The sequence below is a fragment of the Kiloniella majae genome (genome assembly GCF_002118315.1).
GTDB classification, from domain to species: domain Bacteria; phylum Pseudomonadota; class Alphaproteobacteria; order Kiloniellales; family Kiloniellaceae; genus Kiloniella; species Kiloniella majae.
Map to the genome: position 1 here is coordinate 61,682 of NZ_MTSZ01000002.1, position 24,821 is coordinate 86,502.

Consider the following 24,821-nt stretch of genomic DNA (forward strand, 5'->3'; position numbering starts at 1 on the left):
TTTACAGTTTCACGCCACTAAAGGACATGAAGGCCATCGCCATAAGGCCGGCAGTGATGAAGGTAATACCAAGGCCCTGAAGACCGTCAGGTATATCTGAATATTTTAGTTTTTCCCGAACACCAGCCATCGCCGTGATTGCCAAAGCCCAGCCAAAACCGGAAGAAATGCCGTAGGTTGTCGCCTCTGCAAAATTATAGTCACGTTCGACCATAAAGAGCGAACCACCAAGAATGGCACAGTTCACCGTAATCAGCGGCAGAAATACCCCCAAAGCGTTGTAGAGCGGTGGGAAATATTTATCCAAAACCATTTCAAGGATCTGAACCAGCGCAGCAATAACGCCGATGTAGGAAATCAGACCAAGGAAAGTCAGATCAACATTATCGAACCCCGCCCAGGAAAGAGCGCCCGGCGCCAGCAGATAAGTCAGGATCAGATTGTTTGCCGGCACAGTAATGGCCTGCACAATCATCACGGAAATACCGAGACCGATAGCAGTCGCGATCTTTTTCGACACGGCAATAAAGGTGCACATACCCAGGAAAAATGAAAGCGCCAGATTTTCAACGAAAATCGCCTTTACGGCTAGAGAGATCAGCTCTTCCATTAGTGTTCCTCAACCACTTGAATTTTATAATCACGCTCTTCAACCTGCTCTGGCTTCCAGGCACGGAACGCCCAGATAAGCAAACCAATGACAAAGAAGGCAGAAGGCGGCAGTAACAAGAGACCGTTCGGTACATACCAACCACCGTTATTCACAGTCTCAAGTATAGTCACACCAAAGAGCGAGCCGGAACCAAACAGTTCACGGATCACACCGACAAGCATCAAAATCAAGCCATAGCCCAAACCATTACCAATCCCATCGATAAAAGATGCAACTGGTGGGTTCTTCATCGCAAAGGCTTCTGCGCGGCCCATAACAATACAGTTGGTGATGATCAAACCAACAAAAACAGACAGCGTTTTGGAAATCTCGAAAGCATAGGCTTTAAGAACCTGATCAACGACAATTACCAGTGACGCAATAATGACCATCTGAACAATAATCCGGATGGAACCGGGAATCTGATTTCGGATCATGGAAATGAACATCGATGCAAATGCTGTAACCGCCGTCACGGCAAGGGCCATGACAAACGCCACCTGCAAAGAAGATGTTACCGCAAGCGCCGAACAGATACCAAGAACCTGTAGCGTAATCGGATTATTATCGACCATCGGGTCAAGAATAAGTTCTTTAGGAGTCTGCGCCATTAGATCTCTCCCGCTTTAACGGATTCTAGGAAGGGAGCATATCCCGCCTTGCCCATCCAGAAACGTACCAGATTATCCACACCATTGGACGTCAGTGTTGCACCTGCCAATGCGTCGACATGGAATTCCTGTCCTGCAGGCGGCGCCGTTTTGGCAACTGTAATCTGCAATACGTCATTCTCATCATAAAGCTTTTTACCACGCCACAGTGACTTCCAACGCGGGTTATCAACCTCAGCCCCCAGACCCGGTGTTTCCGCGTGACTGTAAAACTGTAGCCCAAAGATATCATTAGCGTTTTCTTCTACGGCGATAAAACCATAGAGCGTCGACCAAAGTCCATACCCATGCAGAGGCAGGATTACCTTGTCGAGGCTACCGTCTTCATTACGGAGAAGATAAACAGTGACAAACTTGGCTTGTCGACCAATAGACGCAGGATCGTCCGTTAACTCAACTGACAGCTCTGGGTCATCCGCAGCTGCGCGATCATCAAACGTGCTTGCATCGAATTGCTCCGTAAATTCACCTGTTTCGATCTCGAGCACATGCGGTTCGAAAACCTTGAACGCCTCGGTCACATCCGTGTCAGGGCTATAAAGTCCAGCTACCTGCAGGATATTGATTTGCTTATCTTTAAGTTTATTGATCTCCTGTACAGGTCTTAAAGACACCGCAACAGCCGACACAATCATCGAAGCCACAAGGCAGAGTGTTACAGCAACAAATACCGTCTTGCCCACAGAATCCGGTGGTGTATCAAGAAAACGGCGTAACAATCCAGGTTTTTTATTTTCGTCAGGCATTACGCTTTGCCCTCCGCTTAATATTAGCCTGCACCACGAAATAATCGATCAGCGGCGCAAAGACATTTCCGAATAGTATGGCGAGCATCATGCCCTCGGGGAAAGCAGGATTTATCACACGGATCATCACCACCATAAAGCCAATCAATGCACCATAGATATAGCGTCCGACATTGGTATGACTGGCAGAAACAGGCTCCGTAACCATAAAGGCCAGGCCAAAAGCAAAACCACCCGTTACAAGATGCCAGTACCAAGGCATAGCAAACATCGGGTTACTGTCAGATCCAACCCAGTTGAGAAGCAAAGAAAAGCCTATCATCCCGCCCAAGCAACCGACAACCAAGCGCCAATTAGCAATCTTGGTGATCAGTAAAAAGCTCAACCCGATTAAACAAGCCAGTGTAGAGGTCTCACCAATAGATCCCTGGATCGTACCGATAAAGGCACTAGTCCAATCGATCCCGCGTGCTGCTAACTCCGAAAAACCATCAGAAGCACTTACAGAAAGTGCGGTCGCACCAGAGAAACCATCAACAGGCGTCCAGATGGTTTCACCTGACATTTGCGCGGGATAGGCAAAATAGAGGAAGGCACGCCCGGTAAGCGCAGGATTAAGAAAGTTCTTACCCGTTCCACCAAATACCTCTTTACCAATGACCACACCAAAAGAGATACCGAGAGCCACCTGCCACAAGGGAGCACTTGGTGGTAAGATCAACGCATAAAGCATTGAGGTAACGAGGAAACCTTCGTTAACTTCGTGCCCTCGTACCGTCGCAAAGATAACTTCCCAAATACCGCCAACAACGAGTGTTACAATGTAGATCGGAAGGAAATAAAGCAGCCCATGCAGGAAATTGGCTATGGGATTATCCGGGTTAAAACCAACCCCCAACAAATCGAGAAGCCATATCCGCCAACCGGACGAGCTGTGAACTTCCATTGCCGTATTAGTCTGAAACCCAACATTATACAGGCCGATCAAAATGCAAGGGATCGTCGCAATGACCACATAGGTCATGATGCGCTTCATATCCACATAAGATCTTGCATGCGGCGCGACTTTAGTTACCGTTTTTGGTGTATAGAGAAAACTCTCAACCATTTCATAGATTGGGAAGAACTTCTCGTATTTACCACCATTGATGAAATGAGGCTCTATGCGATCGAAAAAGTTGCGAATACCCACGTGATCAGCCCTCCTTTTCGATCTTGTTAAGGCAGTCGCGCAGCGCCATGCCATATTCGTATTTGGCCGGACAAGCAAAGCCGACTAGGCCCAGGTCTTCTTCGTCCAGTTCCATCGCGCCAAGCGCCTGTGCCTGATCTGTATCCATCACCAAAAGCGCACGTAATAGCTGCGTCGGTAAATAATCCTGCGGCATCAGTTCTTCAAAAGTACCAAGCGGCACCATGGCCCTACGTCCACCGTTAAGGTTTGACGTCAAAGCGTAAAGCTTCTTTGAAAAAGCAGATCCTAACACTGGCTGTACAGAATATTTCGACGGCATTGGTAGGATCCAGCCCATCGTAATTTGTTTCTGATCTTCTTCGATCAATGTGATCTGACGCGCATAGCGACCAAGATAGCCATCTTCGCCCTCGCCCATACGACCACTAAGGATTGATCCAGATATCATGCGAACAGGTGTGTCCCCCGGAATATCTTGGGCGACCAGATCTGTCATCGATGCACCAGCTACCGTACGAACCAAACGAGGCTTGGCACAAAGCGGGCCGGTCAAAGCAACAACGCGGCTAGCATCATAACGGCCAGTGGATAGAAGCTTGCCAATAGAGATCACATCAGAATATCCGATTGTCCAGACAGCCTGATCACCTTTTGGCGGCGCGAGAAAATGCACATGCGTGCCAGCCAGACCTGCCGGATGCGGACCAGAGAAATTTGCAACCGTTACTGCAGAATTATCTGAACCGGGAATATCAGCATCGGGCGCTTGGCAGAGGTAGGTCTTACCTTCTGTAAGCGAGCTAACTGCCTCAAGCCCTTTGCGGAAAGCATCCGCTTCATCAGCGATAATTTCTGCCGGATCAGCCGAGAGCGGTTCTGAATCCATAGCGGTGACGAAAATAGCAGATGGTTTGCTTTCAGGCGCAGGCACCTTGGAATAAGGTCTGGTGCGAAACGATGTCCAGAGCCCTGACGCGCACAGACGCTTGGTTAAGCCCTCTGCAGTAGAGACATCACCGACATTTGAAAAATCAACCGGCTCAGCAGCTTTCTCGTCAATGTCAATAACGACACTAACCAACACACGCCGCGCGCCGCGATTAATTGCCAGAACCCGACCAGAAACTGGTGAAGTAACCATAACTTCGGGTGTATCTTTATGAGAAAGAATGGGGGTACCTGCCCCAACAACGTCCCCTTCCTGAACCGCAAGTCGCGGCTTCAGGCCGATATAGTCCGCGCCTAATATAGCAACGGAGCCAACAGTAGCAGGATCTTTGATTCCAGGCTCGGGTGCCCCCAGCACAGGAACATCAAGACCTTTTCGTAACGAGAATTTCGGCACGTTCATGCAGTCCTGTAAAAATTTTTAGCCCTTATGCGACAATTATGCTGCCTCTTAAAGTACTTTTTTGACCACAAAGACTTAATTTTTTGTTGAATCTGCTATAAAACTCGCCCATAAGCCAATGAAACTCGCTTTTATATTAGCACGGAGGCCATAATAGTGCCGGATAATTTCCTCATTTCGCGCCGGAATTTCATGATAATGCCAGCTTGCCTAGCCGCTCTAAGCGCTTGCAAATTGGGATCATCAGCGTCGGTGTTAAAAGTCGCCGGTTTCACCATGGGCACCAACTACTCTATTGTAGCGGTCGATCACACACAGTCTTTATCAGAAGAAGAACTGCGTACAGATATTGATAAGGCTTTGTTGCAGGTAAATGCACAGCTATCAAACTGGGATGCGACATCAGAAATTTCACGCTTCAATGCATCGACATCAACCGACTCGATTGCCGTTTCCCCTGCTCTGGCAGAGGTTATGAATGCAGCTGATACGGTACATGCCGCCAGTGACGGTCAATTCGATGTGACAGTTGGTCCCCTCATTGATCTTTGGGGGTTCGGCGCGGCAGACAACACCGCGCAAACACCAACAGCCGAAGCAATCGAAGCAACTCTGCGTACATCAGGCCAAAACAGAACGTTGCGCGTTTCTGAGCAATCTCTCCAGAAACAGACACCTGGAACAGAGATTTATCTCTCTGCTATCGGTAAAGGCTATGGTGTTGATGTCATCGCCCGCAAACTCGAAAGCTATGGAATTAAGGATTTCATGGTCGAGATCGGCGGCGATCTTTACACAGCCGGCCTCAACCCGGATGGTACACCATGGCAGATAGGTATAGAAACACCCGATGCACACGACCGCACAATGCACGAAGTTGTCGGCCTCTCAAATATGGGTATGGCGACATCTGGTGATTACCGTAACTACTTTGAGCAAGACGGTGTACGTTACTCGCATATCATTGACACCAAAACAGGTCGTCCAATCACGCACACAACGGCATCCGTTACTGTGCTGACAGAAAATGCCATGCTGGCTGATGCCTGGGCGACTGCAATGCTGGTGCTCGGTAAAGAACGCGGTCTGGAAATTGCAAATAATCGTGAGATGGCTGTATTGTTCATTGAACGTGACAGCAATGCTACCCATACTAAGTTTATCACAACGCCAAGCGCGCGTTTTAGTGAAATGCAAGCTTAGAGATCGGATAACAGACCAGTGGCTACCTTCTTTTTAGCATTCGGCATCTTAGCCCTACTCGTCCTCGGCATGGCAATTGGCGTCATTATGCAAGGCAAGACGATCAAAGGTAGCTGTGGTGGCTTGAATGCTATCAGTGATGCTGATCATTGCTTGGTATGTAATAAGGAAGTCGATCCGAACAGCCCGCTACGGGACAGGCTGAATTGTCCACGCGCGAAGGTAAAACAAAGTTAAGGCCAGCTCAATAAAGAGCAATTCATTCATTGAAAAATCCTCTCTAGCCAAAGAGTTAGAGAGGTTTTTTTTATTCTATAAAAATTAGGAACAGCTAGCTTAACAAAATATCCAGCTACTCAGGGTTTCCTCTTATAAAAATCGAATGAGTTAAGATCCGGTCGACAGAGGTACAAAGCCCAATACTAACAGGCAACTTGCTGCTATAAGGCCGGAAATCCATAATTGCCATGTTGGTCCCTCCGCCTTCCAGACCCGGCGATATTTATAGCCAGCCAGACAGGCGATTACGAAAATTAACGTCGCGCTCCAGGGAGCCAGAGTTATCGTGATCAAAAAGCAAGACTTCCCTAAGTAAATGATTTGTCTTATAGTTATTAAGCACAGTCCATTATGACAATCAAGTCAGGATGCTTCTTATGCCTACAACCTATCAAGCACCACGAAAAAGCGATAACCAGCAGAAAAAAACCGTTAGTCAGTCAACACAATCTAACTTTGCTGCCGGCACAGCCACAGTGCAAAATATTATCGCAAATAAAGGCGATGATGTTTTTTCTATTAGTCCTCTAGACAACTTGGGAAAAGCAGTTGAACTGCTCAGCGAAAAACGGATCGGGGCTTTAGTCGTCACAGACTCCGACAATACCTTACTCGGTATCCTCTCTGAGCGCGATATAGTCCGTAAACTAGCCGAAACACCGGGGCGCACCCTGCCTCATAAAGTCGAACAAGTCATGACAAGCAATGTTGAGGTTTGTACTCGGGACGAAGCGCTTGTATCCGTTCTTCGGCGTATGACGGATGGTCGCTTTCGGCATATGCCCGTTATGGAGGGCAAAAAGCTTGTTGGTGTCGTTACCATCGGGGATGTTGTGAACTACCGCCTCAATGAGCTTGAGTACGAGACATTACAACTAAAACAGCTTGTAGTGGGTTAGCATATTCAAGATTCATTGCGGGATAGTTTTTAAGATCAGCATCTGTAGCGTTCTCTCAGGCTATCCTTATACTCTTCTCTTAACTGACGTTAAGACTAAAACGACAGACCTTGCCCACGCTATATGCCATTTAAAAACGCTTACAAGCATCATAGAGATTGATCGAAAAAAACGGTACCTGACAGCGTAAGCAGATTCTTATTCTTAAATTACTGTTCCAGAATAGAATCGTAACATATTGATTTATAGAAACAAAAACGGCGCTTCAAAAAATGAAGCGCCGTTTTTATTAAGACGTCTGGTGGGCGATGACAGGCTCGAACTGCCGACCCTCTCGGTGTAAACGAGATGCTCTACCAACTGAGCTAATCGCCCACCAGACGTCTCGTCTGATGAAGGAGCTTTTAAGGTGATTCGCCGCCCTTGGCAAGAGTAAAATTACACAAAATTGACAATAAACAAAAAAAAACCGGCTAGCCAAAGGCTAACCGGTTTTTCATTAACAACTACAAACAGTTATTACTTGTTTACAGCGTCTTTCAAGCCTTTACCGGCTTTAAACTTAGGCTGCTTAGAAGCAGGAATCTGGATAACCTCACCAGTACGTGGGTTACGACCCTGAGAAGCAGCACGTGCAGCTACGCTGAAAGTACCGAAACCAACGAGACGAACTTCGTCACCACCGGTTAGAGCATCTGTTACAGCTTCGAACACACCGTCGATAGCTTTACCTGCATCGGCCTTGGATAGACCAGTTTTGTCAGCTACAGCTGCGACCAAATCATTTTTATTCATGGTTGACCCCCCCTCTAATTATACGGGTAAGATTGAAAAAAGTGTCTAACGACTTCTTGATTGTGGGGTGATTGTAGATCGCTAATGGCAGCGACGTCAATGCAAGAAACGACCGAATCCCAAGGGTTTTGGTAGCATTTTATCTATCTTGCCCCACAAATAGCACAACTAGTGCGTAATTACCCCCTCACGATCACTTTCATGATGCTTTTCTGCATCACTTCCTTCGTTCCAATCCTCAATAGGCGTCAGATTCTCTGAAAGCGCCTCTTTAAGGACCTCATCGACCGTAGAGCAAGGTATTACCTTGAGTCCCTGAAGAACATTATCAGGAATATCAGCTAAATCTTTTTCGTTTTCCTTCGGAATAATGACCGTTTTTATGTTTCCACGAAGCGCAGCCATCATTTTTTCTTTTAAACCGCCAATCGGAAGCACCCGACCACGCAAAGTGACCTCACCAGTCATTGCTACGTCATGTCGAATCGGTGTTCCTGTCAAAACAGAGACAATAGAGGTCACCATTGCCACACCAGCCGAAGGTCCATCTTTAGGAGTCGCTCCCTCTGGTACGTGTACGTGAATGTCTTTTTTATCGAACAGGGACGGCTTGATACCAAATTCCAGGCTACGGCTCTTCACAAAATATTCTGCAGCCTGGATGGATTCTTTCATCACATCCCCAAGTTTACCTGTCGCAGAAACTTTGCCTTTCCCAGAAACGGTAACTGATTCGATTGTCAGCAACTCACCACCAACCTCTGTCCAGGCTAGACCGGTAACGACACCAACCAGATCTTTCTGCTCAGCTTCGCCATAACGGTAACGCTGAATGCCAGCAAATTCGCCAAGATTATCGATGGTCACATGAACGGTATCCGTTGTGCCCATCTCAATCTCTTTCACAGCCTTACGCAATAGCTTTGCAACTTCACGTTCCAGACTACGAACACCTGCTTCACGCGTATAGTGCTGTATCAGTTTACGAAGGGCTTCATCATCAATAGACCACTCTTCTTTTTTGACACCATGATCTTTCATCTGCTTTGGCAACAAATGACGTATCGCAATCTGGAGTTTCTCATCTTCGGTATAACCCGGGATTCGAATGATCTCCATACGATCAAGCAAAGGTTGCGGCATACGTAATGAGTTTGCAGTGGTCACAAACATCACATCAGAAAGATCATAATCAACTTCGAGATAGTGATCGTTAAATGTGTTGTTCTGCTCTGGATCCAGCACTTCTAGCAACGCCGAAGATGGATCACCACGCCAGTCATTACCAAGCTTATCAATCTCATCCAACAGGAATAGCGGGTTAGAAGATTTGGCTTTCTTCATTCCCTGAATAACTTTACCCGGCATAGATCCGATATAGGTACGACGATGGCCGCGTACTTCGGATTCATCGCGTACGCCACCCAGGCTCATGCGGACAAAATTACGCCCCGTCGCTCGTGCAATCGACTTACCCAAAGATGTTTTACCAACCCCCGGAGGACCAACGAGACAAAGAATCGGGCCTTTGACTTTACGCATCCGCTGCTGAACAGCCAAATATTCCAAAATACGTTCTTTGACCTTCTCCAGACCGAAATGTTCTTCATCAAGAACTTTTCCGGCATTGGGAATATCTTTTTTGATTTTGCTGCGCTTCTTCCAGGGAATAGAAAGCATCCAATCGAGATAGTTGCGAACAACTGTTGCTTCGGCAGACATGGGGCTCATGTTGCGCAGCTTTTTCAGTTCCGTCGTGGACTTTTCTCTGGCTTCTTTGGTCAGCTTGGTTTTTGCGATCTTGTCTTCAAGTTCGGCAAGCTCATCCCTACCATCTTCCCCTTCGCCAAGTTCTTTTTGGATAGCTTTTAACTGCTCATTCAAATAGTACTCGCGCTGAGTTTTTTCCATTTGGCGCTTAACGCGATTCCGAATTCTTTTTTCGACTTGAAGAACGCCAATTTCGCCTTCCATAAAGCCGTAAATTTTTTCCAGACGCTCCGCAATTGTCTCACACTCCAGAAGCTCTTGCTTCTCGGAAATTTTCAACGACAGATGCGACGCAACAGTGTCTGCAAGTTTACTAGATTCGTCGATCTGGTTAATAGAAACCAGAACTTCCGGTGGAATCTTTTTGTTCAGCTTAATATATTGCTCGAACTGGGAAACAACGCTTCTTGAAAGAGCATCAAGTTCTCTTTCATCTCCGTCATCATCGTCCAGTGGCTCCGCTTCAGCCTGGAAGAAATCTTCGTTATCAGAAAACTTCGTAATCTTCGCACGACGTGCACCTTCAACCAGAACCTTAACGGTACCGTCAGGTAACTTCAGCAACTGAAGAACCGTACCGATAGTACCTACAGTGTAGATATCAGAAGGACTCGGATCATCCTGGGACGCATTTTTCTGTGTCACAAGCAGGATCTGCTTGTCTTCCTTCATCACATCTTCAAGCGCACGAACAGATTTATCACGTCCGACGAATAGGGGAACAATCATATGCGGGAAGACAACTATGTCACGTAAAGGGAGTACGGGATAAACATCACCGTGAGAAATTTCCAACATATATCCTCACAAGCTCGCTGGCTTAAAAACAGAGTCTAGGGGGTGATCGCTCACCCCCCATAAAATAAACAACTATATAGATAAGAACAGGTACGTAACCTTCAAGCCATTAACAAACGAATGGCCCTCAAAAGTTACGCGTCCGTGCCGGTCTCTTCCTTGCTATCACCATAGATATAGAGAGGTTGTGCCTTACCATTTACAACTTCACTATTAATAACAATCTCTTCGACACCTTTAAGACCTGGCAGTTCATACATTGTATCAAGAAGAATACCTTCCATGATAGAACGCAAACCACGTGCACCGGTTTTCCGTTCAATTGCCTTTTCAGCAATTCCCAAAAGAGCACCATCAGTAAAGGTCAGCGAAACATCTTCCATATCGAACAGACGTCTATACTGCTTTACCAAGGCATTCTTTGGCTGGGACAGAATTTCTACCAATGCATCAGCATCGAGATCTTCCAGAGTAGCAACAACTGGCAGACGACCAACAAATTCAGGGATCAAACCGAATTTCAACAGATCTTCCGGCTCAACTTCACGCAGAATGTCACCCATTCTTCGCTCGTCAGGCCCGACAACATCTGCCCCAAACCCAATGGACGATCCTTTGCCTCGACCAGAGATAATTTTATCCAGTCCCGCAAAAGCCCCACCGACGATGAAGAGAATGTTCGTCGTGTCGACCTGAAGGAATTCCTGTTGCGGATGTTTCCGTCCACCTTGTGGCGGAACAGAAGCAACAGTGCCTTCCATAATTTTCAACAGCGCCTGCTGAACCCCCTCACCAGACACATCGCGTGTGATGGATGGGTTATCAGACTTCCGGCTGATTTTATCGACCTCGTCAATATAGACGATACCACGTTGAGCGCGTTCAACATTGTAATCAGCAGACTGCAGAAGCTTGAGAATGATATTCTCAACATCTTCACCAACATACCCTGCTTCAGTCAGTGTCGTCGCATCAGCCATGGTAAAGGGAACATCCAGAATTCTCGCCAGAGTTTGCGCCAGAAGTGTTTTACCACAACCGGTTGGCCCAACGAGCATAATGTTGGATTTGGCAAGTTCTACATCGCCAGATTTGTTCCCATGTGCCAGACGTTTGTAATGATTATGCACAGCCACAGAGAGAACTTTTTTAGCGTGTCCCTGTCCGATGACATAATCGTTTAACACATCACAGATATCCTGAGGCGAAGGTACCCCGTCACCAGATTTTACCAATGATGATTTATGTTCTTCACGAATGATATCCATACATAGTTCGACACACTCGTCACAAATAAAGACGGTGGGTCCCGCAATCAGCTTGCGAACTTCATGCTGGCTCTTGCCACAGAAGGAACAGTAGAGAGTATTTTTCGAGTCGTTATCGCTCGATTTTGACATTACGTATGAGCCTCGAAATCAATTCCCAATATAGGTCATGTTGACAGACAGACCCGACCCGCACAATGGGAAAAATCCATGTAATAAGCAAAATACCTCGACAATTACCAATAAAGTACCTGCCATTTATGATGAGGATAACAAAGCTTCGTTAATGAACTCTTCCCAGTGCTGATCAAATTACTAATTATTTAGATGCATCGTCCTTATCGCCTGCATCCGCTTCACGATGAGAAATCACCTCATCAATCAAACCAAATTTCTTGGCTTCATCAGGCGTCATAAAGTTATCACGCTCCATTCCCTGCTCGATAACCTCAATCGGCTGACCACAATGGTCGGCATAGAGGCCGTTCAGGCGAGATCTGGTATCGATGATATCTTTTGCGTGAATTTCAATATCTGTGACCTGCCCCTGGAATCCGCCAGAAGGCTGATGGATCATGACCTTTGAATTCGGGAGAGCAAAGCGTTTACCCTTTGCGCCGGACATCAACAATAAAGATCCTGCAGACATAGCCTGTCCCACACACACGGTGGAAACTTCCGGTTTTATGTATTGCATGGTGTCATACATTGCCAAACCAGACGTCACCACACCGCCAGGTGAGTTGATGTAGAAAGAAATATCTTTCTTTGGATTATCAGATTCAAGGAACAGCAATTGAGCGCATATAAGGCTAGCTACCTGATCGTTAACCTGACCAGTTAGAAAGATAATTCGCTCTTTTAGAAGCCTTGAGTAGATATCATAAGATCGTTCACCGCGGCTTGTTTGCTCAACAACCATAGGAACGAGAGTATTCATATATATATCGCGTGGATCACTCATAGCTTCCCCTCAACGTAATTCGCGTGTCGCATATTAATTAACAAATTAAGCTCGTTAACTATATCTCACTAGAAAGTAATATGGGTTGCGCGAGAGATTCGCACAACCCATACAACACGTTTAGTTTTATTAAGGTGATCAGACCTTAAGCATCTGCCTTTTTAGCAGCAGCTTTTTTAGCTGGCTTCTTGGCCGGTGCCTTCTTTGCAGCAGCCTTTTTAGCTGGTTTCTTTTTAGAAACAGCAGCATTTTCAGCTTCAATCTGCTTGCGCAGGTCATCAGGAGAAATTGATTTCTCTGTAACCTTTGCAAGATCAACGATGAAATCAACAACTTTATCTTCAAACACTGGCGCACGAAGGTTAGCAAGGGCTTGCGGGTTCTTTTGATAGAACTCGAAAACAGCCTGTTCTTGACCAGGATAGTTACGTGCTTCTTGAAGAAGAGCAGCGTTCAATTCTTCTTGAGTAACATCAATCTCGTTCTTTCCACCAACTTCGGAAAGAAGCAGACCAAGACGAACACGACGTACAGCGATATCCTGATACTCGGCTTTTAGCTCGTCTTCTGACTTAGCAGCATCTTCTTCATCAAGCTTGCCTTGCTCTTTGTCGGCTTCGATCTGTTTCCAGATACCGTCAAATTCAGCTTCAACCATTGCTTCTGGAACATCAAAGTCATGGTTATCAGCAAGCTGATCAAGAACTTCACGTTTCAGGTGAGAATGTGCAATGCGGTCATATTCAGCTTTAACTTGCTCAGCAACGCGCTCTTTAAGCTTTTCGAGGCTCTCTTCACCAAGCTTCTCAGCAAGAGCGTCATCAATTTCAGCAGCAACAGTCTCTTCGATGTCTTTTACTTTTACTTCAAAGACAGCATCTTGACCGGACAGCTTTTCGTTGCCGTAACCTTCAGGGAAAGTAACGTTTACAGTTACATCATCATCAATGTTCGCACCAACAACCTGCTCTTCAAAGCCCGGGATGAACTGACCAGAACCAAGTTCCAGTTTGAAATCATCACCAGCCATACCAGGAAGCGCTTCACCACCAACAGTACCTTTGAAGTCGATTGTTACAACATCGCCTTCTTTAGCTTTACGCTTACGTTTCAGCGGCTGAGTTGTTTTGTGGTTTTCAGCAATACGACCAAGTGAATCGTCAACTTCTTCTGCAGGAACATCAACAGAAAGCTTTTCAAGATTCAGTTTAGCGAAATCCATTGGCTCGATATCAGGGATGATTTCGAAAGCGATGGAATATTCGAGGTCTTTACCGTCATCAAAAGAAGTAACTTCGATTTTAGGCTGCATCGCAGGACGGAGACTACGCTCTGAAATCACTTCCTGAGAAGTTTCGTTCACCAATGCTTCAAGAACTTCACCCATCACGGATTTACCGTAACGTTGCTTCATCAATTTCATTGGAACTTTGCCAGGACGGAAGCCTGGGAGCTTGACTTGAGAACTCAGCTCAACCAGACGACTATCGATTTTTGCGTCGATGTCATTGGCGGGAACGACCACCGTAAATTCGCGTTTCAGATTGTCCGCGTTTGTCTCAGTTACCTGCATTTGCCGGCGACGCCTTTCATTTTCACGTAAAAAAGACCTGGGAGGACAAAAGCAAGCTGCCCGGGCAGCGCTGGCCTTCCAGGGTCAAACAAATTAGTTTCGAAATGGTGCGGGTGAGAGGACTTGAACCTCCACGCCTCTCGGCGCCAGAACCTAAATCTGGTGCGTCTACCAATTCCGCCACACCCGCATTTCGTCTCGATTTGGAGGGGTTTAATACATCATTACGGAGTACGCAACTAAGACTTTTCAATTTTGTTATTTTTTTTTGATTTTCTCATCACGTTTTTCACTAATCCGTCAAAAAACCCCGGAATACTGCCAATCACGATTTTTCCATCAGGAACCAAAAACATTTTTTAGAATCTCTGTTGTTCGAGCTACCGGATTCTGACGAATCTGCTCTTCTTCCTTTGCCAGATAGTAAAACAGCCCTTCCAGCGCCTTTGAAACAGTATAATCGGTCAAATCAGCCTTTACGTCAGGTACAAAAGGAATCGCATTGTAGCTGGAAATCATTTCTTCGTAACTGTTCACTGCACCAACCTCTGAAAGCGTACGATCAATAATCGGTTTAAATCTCTCTTTTAATTCAGGGCTCATTTTTTCCTGAAAATACCTTGTCGCCTCGTCATTGCGTCCGTCATAAATTCGGCGTGCATCTTCCAGCGTCATTTTTGAAATCGTATCAAGGAAAAGTTCACGCGCTTCAACAGATGCTTTTTCCGCACCGCGATTGAGCTTAAGCTCCAGATCATCTGCCATGGAAGACAAGCCAACACGACGCAATGCCCCCTGAACTCGCTTCAGGTTTTCAGGCAGGGGAATATGGATGTTGTTATCCCCATTGAAACCATCTCTCAAACTGACCTGATCAACCACACGAGACGACCCGACCCGCAAAGCTTCTTTCAAGCCCGTTGAGATTTCTCCTACGCTCAAATCCCCTTGGCTTTGCCCTTCCTGCGTGGCTTCCCCGCCATTGAGTATTTTAAGACCCTCACTAAACAAATCTGCCTGTGCTGGTACGGTGAGAAGCGTAAATGATAAAACAGCAGAAACTGTAATGGACTTTTTGAACATAGAGATATTCCGAACCTGATGTAAAAATTACCTAACCGAAGCTAGCTCTTATCGTTGTTTAGCATAATTCTTGCTCTAGACGTGAAGAGAGAAGTATAGGCTTCCCTACACGAACGATAAAACAACCACGAAGAAGAGCTGGGCTAAACATCTACACATATAACAGATTCGGAAAGCGCGTATATATACGTAAATCATTGAACGCAAAGAAATCACACGCACCAAAAGATTCACAAAAACACAAAAGGCCCTGAACATTTAGCCCAAGGCCCTATAGAGGATTTTTATTTTATTTGGTGCTTAAACAGCTTGGCAATAACGCTCGGAAAAGCTTGAAAGACCTAGCGTTCTAAAGTCTTCAAACCCGGTACTTGTGTCGCCATCAACAGAGATAGAAAAATGTACATGCGGGATGCCAAAGGTATCCTTCTTTACATTAATAACCTTAGCCGTCTCTACAACCCGATGGGGGTTCACATAACGATATTTGTGACCAACTTTGACTTCATCAGAGTCGCGCTTGAACTTATATAGACTATCAACGAATGACATAATTAAACCCTAAATACGAACACTTGCTTTACATGACAGTACCAATAATCGCCGATAGCTATTAAATAAAAGTAAATAAATAGATCAAAAACCATATATTTTTTTGTAACTCTAAGGGGTTACAGATTTACGCCAATCCACCTTCGCCTCTGAAAGGAACCATGGCCCCACCAATAGCAGTTAGAAGATCATCAGCAATCATGCTACTTCCAGCCCCTTGCGCAGCATCACCATGTAACCAAGCTCCCGCACAGGCCGCCTCAAATACAGATACCCCTTGCGCAAGTAATCCCGTAATAATACCCGCAAGAACATCACCTGTCCCACCACGCGCCAACCAATAAGGCGCGTTTGTATTGATAACAGTCCGCCCATCAGGTGCTGCTATGATCGTATCAGCCCCCTTCAAGACAACGATGCACCCCGCCTGTACCGCAGCTAGACGCGCCCTCTCCAGCCGACTTCCATAAAGTCTGGGGAAAAGCCTCTTAAACTCCCCCTCATGCGGCGTGATAATTACTTGATCACTTAATAAAGAGAGTAACTGTTCCGGTTGCCCATCAAAAACACTAATAGCATCAGCATCAAGCACCGTAGGTATTGGACAGGCCCTCAAAACAGTAGAAACAAAAGATCTGAAGGCATCATCTCGCCCTCCTCCCGGCCCCAGAACAAAGGAACTAACTTTTCTATCTCTCAGAAATGCGGCTAACGCCAAGGGATCTTTGTGTTCTTCCACAATGAGACTCGGAGATGTTAGCTCATAAACCAATCTGTCAGCATCAGAACAAAGAACCGTTACAAGGCCAGAACCAACCCGGAGTGTAGACATGGCGACCAAACGGCCTGCACCTGTCATTTCGCCACCCCATACAAGACTATGCCCAAAATGATATTTGTGCTGATCATACCTGTAACGAGGAATTTTCTCAGACCAGAGATCAGGATGGTTTTCTTTAGATTTTAGGAATAACTTTGCTGTGACCTTTTTTGGAATACCAATATCAGCAACAACAACATCACCGCACAAATCAGCACCGGGATAGAGACAATGTCCGGTCTTTTTTATAAAAAAAGTCACTGTTTTTTCTGCGCGAAAGGCAACATCCCCGACAATCTCCCCCGTGTCACCAGATACGCCGCTTGGCATATCGACGGACACAACACGCTTTTCTCGCGACCATTCAGCATAATTACAGCAAGTACGATCTAGAGATCGTGTCAGACCAGCCCCAAAAAGCGCATCAATAACAACATCAGCCTGCTCAAAGTCTGCCTCTCTCAATTCATGAAGAACACCTCCCTGCCATTTCTTCGCAAAATGAAGTGCATCTCCTTTCAGCTCAGATATCGGTATCATAGAATAGAGCTGAACTTCGTAGGCCAACTCACTCAACACTGCAGCCGCAACAAAACCATCCCCACCATTATTCCCGGGACCACAGAGTATAAGCACTCTCCCCTCTGGCACGATATCGTATACAGCCTTTGCGACGGCCTGTCCGGCCTTATCCATCAGTGAAATTCCGGTCACACCAGATTTCACCGCCAGACTATCAGCTCGATACATGTCGCGCACACTAAGAAGAGAATGATCAATCTCAGACATGAGTAGAAACCAAAATAGTTAGAAAAACACTTCCAACTATTATTATATCACGAGAGCACCTCTTAGCATTGACATAGATGCGCAAAGAAGCGTTGCTGGCAGAGCAGCTTCCAACATCAAAACCAGTCTGAAATACTATCTTCTCGGATTAGATTTAGGCTTTGGCACCAACAAACTACCCACCCCAGCATAGCCCCTGGGGTTTTTCTTAGGCCTAAAGTTACGGTCATCCTTAAGGGGACCAACTAACGCCACCACTTCAGCCGAAGATTCAACAGCTTCCATCGGCTCTGGTTTTAACACTGGCTTTGGCATGGGTTTCGGGACCGTAACTTCTACATTAGCAACTGACATATCCTCAGAGGGTCCAGTTCCGGTTTCACTGGTACTCTCAACTTTCGGGGCAATCGCCGTATCTGTTTTTTCATCTGTTTTTTCTGGTGCAAGCTCCTCAGTAACAAGCTTTTTCACCTCTGCTTCAGTTTTCGCCCGAGCAAGTTCGGCAAGCCTATCCGATGCAGAGGGGTTACCATTTTTTGCGGCTGCCTGATACCATTTTTCAGCCACTTGATTATCAACCGGAACAGACAGGCCCAGACGATAGACTTCACCAAGGGCGTATTGGGCACCTGATACATTGTTATTTGCTGATTGGTGGAACCAGAAAACGGCTCGTTCAAAGTTTTGCGCAACGCCTTCACCCCGAAAAAGAGCAAGGCCCAGATTATACTGTGCCATTGGATGGTTTGATTCCGAAGCCATGCGCCAATAGCCAACAGCCTTTGTCCTATCTGCCTTAACGCCCTTCCCCTGTGCATACAAGCGTCCAAGGTTGTTTTGAGCAGCCGCAACACCTTGATTCGCAGCAGATTCATACCACTTTATGGCTTCAAGATATTTAGGTTCATCACCATACTCTGGCGTTTCGTAAAGTTTCCCCAGACTGTACTGGGCTTTTCCGTGTCCATTCTCAGCTAACGGCAACCAGAACGACAAGGCAAGCGCATGATCCCCCTGTTCGAAAGCAGTAACACCGTTCAAATAATCATCTGCCTTTACAATCTGCAAAGGTGAGAGTGTCACGGCACTGGCAAGAAGGACACAACAAAGGGTCTTACGCATACTATTGAAACCTACGAATCTAAACTACAGGTGTGAACCTACATATTAGATCAATATGGCTCAACAATGACCTTCATATAATGAACATTTATTTATGTAGATATTTATTCAGGACCTTATTTGCTCTGGAACGTCCTTATCCGGATACAGCGCTAAACAGGTGTATTGAAGCAGTTTTTCACGATTCCCGGAAGACATTATAACGCGAACACCTATCTGGTTTTCCCGCTGCCACATAACTTCGCCTTGGAACTCGCCAGCAATGGAATGCGTTAGCGTAACTTCCTCGCCAACATCAGCCCCAAGATTCCCTTTGAGACAAAAGCCGCCAAATGACAAATCAGCAATGGTTGTCATAACCGCCTGACCATCTCTATCAACAACTTTTAGGGAAATCGGTTCAGAAGCCGGAAATCTGGGAGCCTGGCGTCTATCTTCACCAGCGATCGCGTTATTTTCCATTACACATGCCTTCATTAATGAAACAATTATGTCAAATTAATGATAAATCAAAACAACCTAATCAGTCGTTAAGAAAATAAAGACTGGCGATAACTTAACTGTGATCAAAATGAATACAAAAAAAGCGGTTAACCAACCGGTTACCGCATTACTAAAATATTCAACATTGACATGGGGTGGCTGAGGGGACTTGAACCCCCGACCCCCGGTACCACAAACCGGTGCTCTAACCAACTGAGCTACAGCCACCACAAGGTCAACGAGGTAACGTATATTCGTTACCGATGAGCGAGCTTTTATACACATAGATCGAAGCCGTCAAGCGCAACTATACACACAAATAAAATTGTTTTCACTCACCACCCTATAACGTTGATCGCAACCAAGCAAAAAGATATGCGAAAACCTAACAAAATGGTTTTATTTTTATACTCCCATAAGGACATCAAGAGCATTGAAGTTACCAGCTATAGAATAAAACCAAATCAGACTTTAGATTCGACATGCAAAGAAGAAGTACTAGAGCATATAAACCGATACGAGGCTTGACCTCCATTCATTTCGGATAAAGCTAACTCTCTGTCCGTGACGCGAATATAATCAAACAACAAGCCACCAGCTAAATATTGGGCACGCTGTGATTAAAAATTAGGCAACACCATATAAATCAGATGCTGAATATCGCTAAATTATGCCGTTACAGAGTTGGCACGCATCATGCAAATCAGGGGCATAACAATATGGACGAAAGAGCCGCCCCCTACTGATGCTGGAGCATTCGGACAAATGAAAAAGATCGAAGCGATCATTAAACCTTTTAAACTCGACGAAGTGAAAGAAGCCCTTCATGAAGTCGGTATCAATGGCATCACCGTTACTGAAGCAAAAGGTTTTGGCCGTCAGAAAGGCCATACAGAGCTTTATCGCGGTGCTGAATATGTTGTCGATTTTCTACCCAAAGTGAAGGTTGAGATCGTTCTAGAAGACGAGTTGGCAGAACGCGCCACAGAAGCAATACAACAAGCAGCCCAAACTGGGCGCATCGGCGATGGCAAAATCTTTGTCAGCCACATCGAAGAAGTTATTCGAATCAGAACAGGCGAACGCGGCGGCGACGCTATCTAATCAAAACAAGACCCAATTCCATAAAGAATACTTTAGTACAAAGGAAAGAGCTTATGGCTGACGTACAGAGCGTCCTTGATATGATCAAGGAAAATGAAGTTGAATTCGTTGATTACCGCTTCACTGATCCACGCGGAAAATGGCACCACATGACAATGTGTGCTTCTGCTGTTGGCGAAGATGAACTGGAAGACGGTATCCTGTTTGATGGTTCCTCTATCGAAGGCTGGAGAGCAATCAACGAATCAGACATGATCATCAAACCAGATCTTACATCTGCTGTTATGGACCCATTCTCTGCGCAAGCACAAATGATCCTTACCTGCACAGTGTACGAGCCAGATTCAGGCCAGCTTTACAATCGCGACCCACGTGCAACTGCTGAACGTGCAGAAGCTTATCTTCAATCCACGGGCATCGGTGATACCGTTTATTTCGGCCCTGAAGCTGAATTCTTCGTGTTTGATAATGTTCAGTTCGACACAAACAGCCACAGCACATTCTTCCAGCTGGATGATGAAGAATCTCCGCACATGACACGCGCTGAGATTGATGGCGGTAACTCTGGTCACCGTCCTCGCGTTAAAGGTGGTTATGTTCCTGTTGGCCCTGTTGATACTGGTATCAACCTTCGCGCTGAAATGACCACTGTCCTTAAAGCAATGGGCGTTGAAGCTGAAAAGCATCACCACGAAGTTGCCCCGTCACAGCATGAGCTTGGCGTGAAGTTCAATACACTCGTACGTGCTGCTGACGAACTGCAGATTTATAAATACGTCGTACAAAACGTTGCACATGCTTACGGTAAAACAGCAACCTTTATGCCAAAGCCTGTTGCTGGCGATAATGGTTCCGGCATGCACTGCCACCAGTCAATCTGGAAAGATGGCAAGGCAACGTTTGCTGGCGAAAACTATGCAGGCCTTTCCGAAACCTGCCTGCATTACATCGGCGGCGTTATCAAACACGCAAAAGCCCTTAACGCCTTCACAAATCCATCAACAAACAGCTACAAGCGTCTTGTTCCTGGTTTTGAAGCACCTGTACTGCTTGCATACTCTGCACGTAACCGTTCTGCATCTTGCCGTATCCCACACGGCTCAAACCCGAAAGCAAAACGCGTAGAAGTTCGTTTCCCGGATCCTGTTGCAAACCCGTACCTGGCCTTCTCAGCCCTTCTGATGGCTGGCCTTGACGGTATTCGTAATAAAATCCACCCTGGTGATGCGATGGACAAAGATCTTTACGATCTACCAGCAGAAGAGCTCAAAGACATCCCAACAGTTTGTGGATCTCTGAGAGAAGCACTGGAAGCACTGGAAGCAGACAACGAGTTCCTGCTTGCTGGTGATGTGTTCTCTAAAGATCAGATTGAAGCATACATCAACCTGAAATGGGAAGAAGTACAGCGCTTTGAAATGACACCTCACCCTGTTGAGTTCGATATGTATTACAGCGCTTAAGACTGTTATCAGAAGTGACTATCCCGATGCCCCCCTTCACCGGGGGCGTCCCTGCAAACAGGGATAGCACCTCAAACTAAAAGAGCCCCCATTTTTGGGGGCTTTTCTTCTTTTATAGGTAGTTTTATCTACGTAAATCACTCAATTACAAGAGAGCCCCGTTCTTCTTATTTCTTAAAGAGCTAGGTATACTCTTGCCGCACATCACTGTGCACGATCACTTCACATCCCCCGAAGTGACACCCCCTTGCACAGGGATATCCGGGCACGGGGTATATCTAGCACCCCAAGAAAACGAGACGATGGAAACGAGACGATGGATATCAAAGCTTACGTTGCTGCAAGAGCGTTATCTTTTCCATCAGCCAACAGACAAAGGCGTACCATTTCAGGCAAACTTCTCACATCCAGCTTTTCCATAATTCTGGCGCGATGTACCTCAACAGTTCTGGTGCTGATACCCAGTTCATAGGCAATAACCTTGTTCAACAACCCCAGAACAAGCTTATCGAGAACCTCTTTCTCTCGTGGTGTTAACTTTTCGATGGCAGCTATTGCATGGGTTCTGAGTTCAGCTTCTTCCTGCTGCGCTTCACTTTGCTGAAGGGCCGAGGTCACAACCTCAGTAATTGCAGTGTCAGAAAAAGGTTTTTCGACGAAACTAAAAGCCCCGGCCTTCATTGTCTCCACAGCTTTTGGAATATCCCCATGCCCAGAGATCATGACAACAACAAGATTGCTATCTGACGCCGTGATTTTCTTAAGCGCCTCAACGCCATCCATTCCCGGCATTCTGATATCCAGCAATACGCAGCCGGAATGCCCGAGCAGGTCTTCAGAAAAAAAGTCTTCAGCCGATGCGAAGGTTTGAATAGAAGCATCAAAAGAAGATGTGCTTAACAGTAATTCAGTAGATTCACGTACAGCATCGTCGTCATCAATAATGTATATATACATATCGTCTCTCAGCAAAACCCTTTGAACCTGTGAACTCAACAACGACCCACATAAAAGGTATCTAAATATTACAAAGCCTTCGGACATTATTTACAACAAATAGAAAGACAACAAGTTCTAGTTTGCTTTCCTGACCACAAGCAGAATAGATTTGATCTCAACAAACTCCTTACAGCTCGCCCTAAATTCTACTAATATGGTTATCGATCACACCAAATGCTGACATTTGCGACCAAGGCCTTTTCAAAAACAACCACAATACTCGTGGCTGTTTTGTTTTGTGTGATCATCTTGAAAATATCAGATCCCTGGGCTGTAAGGATTCTGCGCCACAACACTTTTGATACCTTTCAAAAGATAAGTCCGAACCAGAAAGAAACACAGCAAATTGTTCTGGTTGAAATTGATGAGAAGAGCCTCAAAGCAAAAGGACAATGGCCTTGGCAAAGGAATATTCTCGCGGATTTAGCCGACAAAATTTTACGACAATCCCCTCGTGCACTGGCAATTGATATCGTTTTCCCGGAACCAGATAGAACATCCCCCAGCCTTATTCTCGAAAATAATCCTACCCTGGCTCAACAGCTGAAAACCCATGAGCATGATTTCCCTTCATACGATGATACGCTCGCAAATGTACTCAACGGCCATCCGGTTATCTTAGGTATGGCCACTGGTTACGGCACAGATCAACGCGCCCCGATTGAGACAACAACGAGCATAAGAATGTACGGAGGCGATGTCAGACCAACCTTGCCACGGTTTAACTATGTCCTCAGAAACATAGAACAGCTTGAAAGGGTAACAACACAAGGCGTCAACAATCTCGCAGCAGAACGGGATGGTATTATTCGCCAACTTCCTCTGTTGTATAATGTAAATGGCGCTATCATTCCGTCTTTTGAGATCGAAACACTGCGTATTGCCAATAATGCAAATGAAATTGAATTAACCACAGAAAATAATAAACTCGAAAGTATCCGGTTAAATTCTTTTGATTTGACCATGAGCAATCGTGGCAAGCCCTGGATCTATTTCAGTAAAAGCTCTGACTACACAAAAGTATCCGCAAACGATACCCTTACAGGCGCCATAGACGATACTCTCTTTAAGGACAAAATTGTCATCCTGGGTGTAACTGCTCTTGGTATCGCCGACTACACACTGACACCGGTTGGATCAAGTTTGTCCGGCTTGGCAATACACGCCCAAGCGCTGGATAATATGCTAACAGATACCCTTCTAACGCGCCCCTCTTCCTTTTTCTGGCTGGAACTAGGCTATCTGCTCTTGATCGGCATTCTTTTTCTTGTTGTTCACAAGCGGCACGGCGCTTTGGAGGTCACAGTTACATTTGCGATCCTGTGCTGGACAACTGTGCTTTTATCATCCGGTATATTCGCCTTTAGAACAGAACTGTTTGATCCCTCTCTTCCACTAATCCTCACATTAATCATGTTTATGATTTCTGTCTCTACCGGTTTTGTCATGGAACAGGCACGAAGACGGGAAGAAGCCCGCATTGCGGCACAAAAAGAACGTGAAAAAGAAGCACGAATCAGAAAACTACAAAATGAGCTACTGCACACCATTGGCAAAAGCTCGGTACAAAAACTATCCTCATCCATCGCACACGAGCTAAATCAACCTCTTGCCGCCATATATAACTTTACAAACGCGGCCAAGAAAATTTTGGACAGAGACAACATAGATCTGGAAACGGTTAAACCCGTTTTAGAAAAAATCCTGAAACAAGCCGATCGCGGAAATGAAATTCTACGCACAATCAGGGATGCAGCAGAAACGGGTAAAACCAACCTCACGCCACTCGACATCAACAAAATAATTATTGAAGAAATCGAGTTGCTTAATGATTCCGGCTTAGGAAAAGAGGTTCGCATTAATACAAATCTCTCCCCAGAGATCACAGACGGCACAGCAAACGAAATTCAGCTGCACCAAGTCCTCCTTAATCTCATTCGCAACGCCAAGCAGGCTACCGAGGAAATCGATAGAACGGATCACGAAATACTCATTTCTACCTGCGAAAACCCCAAAGGAATGATTGAAGTCGCTGTAAGTGATACAGGCCCAGGACTAACAGAAGATCAGAAAAAAGACCTCTTCAAGCCCTTCTTTACCACAAAAGAACAGGGCACTGGGCTGGGTCTCGCAATTAGCCGCTCCATCATTGAAGCATGGGGTGGGAACTTATGGGTAGAGGATAATAATAAAGGGGGAGCAACCTTTAAGTTCACTCTCCCCCTTAATAACTAAAACGTAT

The 24,821-nt window shown here is 45.8% G+C and carries 23 protein-coding genes and 3 tRNA genes; 6 read left to right on the top strand and 20 right to left on the bottom strand.

Going from position 1 to position 24,821, the window contains the following annotated elements; genetic code table 11:
- Position 1: 1 nt before the first annotated feature.
- The 5 genes from nqrE to BKB51_RS06375 are packed head-to-tail and all read right to left on the bottom strand — an operon-like array spanning position 2 to position 4,615.
- On the bottom strand, positions 2–610 hold the full coding sequence (nqrE, locus tag BKB51_RS06355; RefSeq protein WP_046505065.1) for an NADH:ubiquinone reductase (Na(+)-transporting) subunit E: 609 nt from the start codon (positions 608–610) through the stop codon (positions 2–4).
- Entirely contained in the window at positions 610–1,263 is a 654-nt protein-coding gene (locus tag BKB51_RS06360; protein ID WP_085900296.1) for an NADH:ubiquinone reductase (Na(+)-transporting) subunit D, read from the bottom strand. Before BKB51_RS06360 ends, nqrE begins: the two co-directional genes overlap by 1 nt.
- Positions 1,263–2,069 carry a Na(+)-translocating NADH-quinone reductase subunit C gene (locus BKB51_RS06365; RefSeq protein ID WP_085900297.1) on the bottom strand — a complete coding sequence of 269 codons (807 nt, stop codon included), beginning with the start codon at positions 2,067–2,069 and terminating at the stop codon, positions 1,263–1,265. Before BKB51_RS06365 ends, BKB51_RS06360 begins: the two co-directional genes overlap by 1 nt.
- The gene (locus BKB51_RS06370) at positions 2,062–3,261 is read right to left on the bottom strand and encodes an NADH:ubiquinone reductase (Na(+)-transporting) subunit B (protein ID WP_085900298.1); all 1,200 of its coding nucleotides are present in this window, start codon (positions 3,259–3,261) and stop codon (positions 2,062–2,064) included. Before BKB51_RS06370 ends, BKB51_RS06365 begins: the two co-directional genes overlap by 8 nt.
- 4 nt (positions 3,262–3,265) lie before the next feature.
- The gene (locus BKB51_RS06375; RefSeq protein ID WP_198946666.1) at positions 3,266–4,615 is read right to left on the bottom strand and encodes a Na(+)-translocating NADH-quinone reductase subunit A; all 1,350 of its coding nucleotides are present in this window, start codon (positions 4,613–4,615) and stop codon (positions 3,266–3,268) included.
- Between the two features lie 252 nt (positions 4,616–4,867).
- Between BKB51_RS06375 and BKB51_RS06380 the strand changes: the two genes are divergently transcribed.
- Both BKB51_RS06380 and nqrM read left to right on the top strand, forming a co-directional pair.
- The gene (locus BKB51_RS06380) at positions 4,868–5,818 is read left to right on the top strand and encodes an FAD:protein FMN transferase (RefSeq protein ID WP_198946667.1); all 951 of its coding nucleotides are present in this window, start codon (positions 4,868–4,870) and stop codon (positions 5,816–5,818) included.
- Positions 5,819–5,905: 87 nt separating this feature from the next.
- Positions 5,906–6,055 (top strand): (Na+)-NQR maturation NqrM, encoded by a 150-nt coding sequence (nqrM, locus tag BKB51_RS21295; RefSeq protein ID WP_198946668.1) that lies wholly within the window; start codon positions 5,906–5,908, stop codon positions 6,053–6,055.
- 150 nt (positions 6,056–6,205) lie between these two features.
- Here the strand turns inward: nqrM and BKB51_RS20960 are convergent, their stop codons facing one another.
- On the bottom strand, positions 6,206–6,391 hold the full coding sequence (locus BKB51_RS20960) for a hypothetical protein (protein ID WP_085900301.1): 186 nt from the start codon (positions 6,389–6,391) through the stop codon (positions 6,206–6,208).
- Between the two features lie 83 nt (positions 6,392–6,474).
- Between BKB51_RS20960 and BKB51_RS06395 the strand changes: the two genes are divergently transcribed.
- Complete coding sequence (locus BKB51_RS06395) at positions 6,475–6,996, top strand: CBS domain-containing protein (RefSeq protein WP_085900302.1); 522 nt, start codon at positions 6,475–6,477, stop codon at positions 6,994–6,996.
- Positions 6,997–7,295: 299 nt separating this feature from the next.
- Here BKB51_RS06395 and BKB51_RS06400 read toward each other — a convergent pair.
- The 13 genes from BKB51_RS06400 to BKB51_RS06460 form a co-directional block, all read right to left on the bottom strand.
- Positions 7,296–7,371 (bottom strand) — tRNA-Val (locus BKB51_RS06400).
- Positions 7,372–7,515: 144 nt separating this feature from the next.
- Positions 7,516–7,791, bottom strand: a complete 276-nt coding sequence (locus tag BKB51_RS06405; protein WP_046505047.1) for an HU family DNA-binding protein — start codon at positions 7,789–7,791, stop codon at positions 7,516–7,518.
- Between the two features lie 168 nt (positions 7,792–7,959).
- Positions 7,960–10,359 (bottom strand): endopeptidase La, encoded by a 2,400-nt coding sequence (gene lon / locus BKB51_RS06410; protein ID WP_085900303.1) that lies wholly within the window; start codon positions 10,357–10,359, stop codon positions 7,960–7,962.
- Positions 10,360–10,493: 134 nt separating this feature from the next.
- A complete protein-coding gene (gene clpX / locus BKB51_RS06415; protein ID WP_085900304.1) occupies positions 10,494–11,759 on the bottom strand; it encodes an ATP-dependent Clp protease ATP-binding subunit ClpX in 1,266 nt (421 codons plus the stop codon).
- Between the two features lie 187 nt (positions 11,760–11,946).
- Positions 11,947–12,591 (bottom strand): ATP-dependent Clp endopeptidase proteolytic subunit ClpP, encoded by a 645-nt coding sequence (gene clpP / locus BKB51_RS06420; protein WP_085900305.1) that lies wholly within the window; start codon positions 12,589–12,591, stop codon positions 11,947–11,949.
- A 145-nt stretch (positions 12,592–12,736) separates the two neighbouring features.
- Positions 12,737–14,164, bottom strand: a complete 1,428-nt coding sequence (gene tig / locus BKB51_RS06425) for a trigger factor (RefSeq protein ID WP_085900306.1) — start codon at positions 14,162–14,164, stop codon at positions 12,737–12,739.
- Positions 14,165–14,269: 105 nt separating this feature from the next.
- A tRNA-Leu gene (locus BKB51_RS06430) sits at positions 14,270–14,354 on the bottom strand.
- 149 nt (positions 14,355–14,503) lie between these two features.
- Positions 14,504–15,247: a DUF4197 domain-containing protein gene (locus BKB51_RS06435; RefSeq protein ID WP_085900307.1), complete on the bottom strand. Its 744-nt coding sequence runs from the start codon at positions 15,245–15,247 to the stop codon at positions 14,504–14,506.
- Between the two features lie 300 nt (positions 15,248–15,547).
- A complete protein-coding gene (locus BKB51_RS06440; protein WP_085900308.1) occupies positions 15,548–15,799 on the bottom strand; it encodes a hypothetical protein in 252 nt (83 codons plus the stop codon).
- 127 nt (positions 15,800–15,926) lie between these two features.
- A complete protein-coding gene (locus tag BKB51_RS06445) occupies positions 15,927–17,408 on the bottom strand; it encodes an NAD(P)H-hydrate dehydratase (protein WP_085900309.1) in 1,482 nt (493 codons plus the stop codon).
- Between the two features lie 135 nt (positions 17,409–17,543).
- On the bottom strand, positions 17,544–18,530 hold the full coding sequence (locus tag BKB51_RS06450) for a tetratricopeptide repeat protein (protein WP_085900310.1): 987 nt from the start codon (positions 18,528–18,530) through the stop codon (positions 17,544–17,546).
- Between the two features lie 108 nt (positions 18,531–18,638).
- Entirely contained in the window at positions 18,639–18,992 is a 354-nt protein-coding gene (locus BKB51_RS06455; RefSeq protein ID WP_158090164.1) for a PilZ domain-containing protein, read from the bottom strand.
- Positions 18,993–19,164: 172 nt separating this feature from the next.
- Positions 19,165–19,241: transfer RNA gene (locus BKB51_RS06460), tRNA-His, on the bottom strand.
- Positions 19,242–19,778: 537 nt separating this feature from the next.
- Between BKB51_RS06460 and BKB51_RS06465 the strand changes: the two genes are divergently transcribed.
- Together BKB51_RS06465 and glnA are read left to right on the top strand one after the other, a co-directional pair.
- Positions 19,779–20,117 (top strand): P-II family nitrogen regulator, encoded by a 339-nt coding sequence (locus BKB51_RS06465; protein ID WP_085900312.1) that lies wholly within the window; start codon positions 19,779–19,781, stop codon positions 20,115–20,117.
- Positions 20,118–20,170: 53 nt separating this feature from the next.
- Positions 20,171–21,580 carry a type I glutamate--ammonia ligase gene (glnA, locus tag BKB51_RS06470; protein WP_085900313.1) on the top strand — a complete coding sequence of 470 codons (1,410 nt, stop codon included), beginning with the start codon at positions 20,171–20,173 and terminating at the stop codon, positions 21,578–21,580.
- A gap of 330 nt (positions 21,581–21,910) precedes the next feature.
- Here the strand turns inward: glnA and BKB51_RS06475 are convergent, their stop codons facing one another.
- Positions 21,911–22,537 (bottom strand): response regulator transcription factor, encoded by a 627-nt coding sequence (locus BKB51_RS06475; protein WP_158090165.1) that lies wholly within the window; start codon positions 22,535–22,537, stop codon positions 21,911–21,913.
- A gap of 216 nt (positions 22,538–22,753) precedes the next feature.
- Between BKB51_RS06475 and BKB51_RS06480 the strand changes: the two genes are divergently transcribed.
- Entirely contained in the window at positions 22,754–24,814 is a 2,061-nt protein-coding gene (locus BKB51_RS06480; RefSeq protein ID WP_085900315.1) for a CHASE2 domain-containing protein, read from the top strand.
- Positions 24,815–24,821: the final 7 nt, after the last annotated feature.

Bases quoted from the DNA above. Each gene is read 5' to 3' on its own strand.
- BKB51_RS06360 (WP_085900296.1), bottom strand. From the start codon at position 1,263: ATGGCGCAGACTCCTAAAGAACTTATTCTTGACCCGATGGTCGATAAT.
- BKB51_RS06405 (WP_046505047.1), bottom strand. From the start codon at position 7,791: ATGAATAAAAATGATTTGGTCGCAGCTGTAGCTGACAAAACTGGTCTA.
- BKB51_RS06440 (WP_085900308.1), bottom strand. From the start codon at position 15,799: ATGTCATTCGTTGATAGTCTATATAAGTTCAAGCGCGACTCTGATGAA.
- BKB51_RS06465 (WP_085900312.1), top strand. From the start codon at position 19,779: ATGAAAAAGATCGAAGCGATCATTAAACCTTTTAAACTCGACGAAGTG.
- tig (WP_085900306.1), bottom strand. From the start codon at position 14,164: ATGCAGGTAACTGAGACAAACGCGGACAATCTGAAACGCGAATTTACG.
- BKB51_RS06375 (WP_198946666.1), bottom strand. From the start codon at position 4,615: ATGAACGTGCCGAAATTCTCGTTACGAAAAGGTCTTGATGTTCCTGTG.
- BKB51_RS06365 (WP_085900297.1), bottom strand. From the start codon at position 2,069: ATGCCTGACGAAAATAAAAAACCTGGATTGTTACGCCGTTTTCTTGAT.
- BKB51_RS06435 (WP_085900307.1), bottom strand. From the start codon at position 15,247: ATGTTCAAAAAGTCCATTACAGTTTCTGCTGTTTTATCATTTACGCTT.
- clpP (WP_085900305.1), bottom strand. From the start codon at position 12,591: ATGAGTGATCCACGCGATATATATATGAATACTCTCGTTCCTATGGTT.
- BKB51_RS06450 (WP_085900310.1), bottom strand. From the start codon at position 18,530: ATGCGTAAGACCCTTTGTTGTGTCCTTCTTGCCAGTGCCGTGACACTC.
- BKB51_RS06445 (WP_085900309.1), bottom strand. From the start codon at position 17,408: ATGTCTGAGATTGATCATTCTCTTCTTAGTGTGCGCGACATGTATCGA.
- BKB51_RS06480 (WP_085900315.1), top strand. From the start codon at position 22,754: ATGCTGACATTTGCGACCAAGGCCTTTTCAAAAACAACCACAATACTC.
- nqrE (WP_046505065.1), bottom strand. From the start codon at position 610: ATGGAAGAGCTGATCTCTCTAGCCGTAAAGGCGATTTTCGTTGAAAAT.
- clpX (WP_085900304.1), bottom strand. From the start codon at position 11,759: ATGTCAAAATCGAGCGATAACGACTCGAAAAATACTCTCTACTGTTCC.
- BKB51_RS06475 (WP_158090165.1), bottom strand. From the start codon at position 22,537: ATGTATATATACATTATTGATGACGACGATGCTGTACGTGAATCTACT.
- lon (WP_085900303.1), bottom strand. From the start codon at position 10,359: ATGTTGGAAATTTCTCACGGTGATGTTTATCCCGTACTCCCTTTACGT.
- nqrM (WP_198946668.1), top strand. From the start codon at position 5,906: ATGCAAGGCAAGACGATCAAAGGTAGCTGTGGTGGCTTGAATGCTATC.
- glnA (WP_085900313.1), top strand. From the start codon at position 20,171: ATGGCTGACGTACAGAGCGTCCTTGATATGATCAAGGAAAATGAAGTT.
- BKB51_RS06455 (WP_158090164.1), bottom strand. From the start codon at position 18,992: ATGGAAAATAACGCGATCGCTGGTGAAGATAGACGCCAGGCTCCCAGA.
- BKB51_RS06395 (WP_085900302.1), top strand. From the start codon at position 6,475: ATGCCTACAACCTATCAAGCACCACGAAAAAGCGATAACCAGCAGAAA.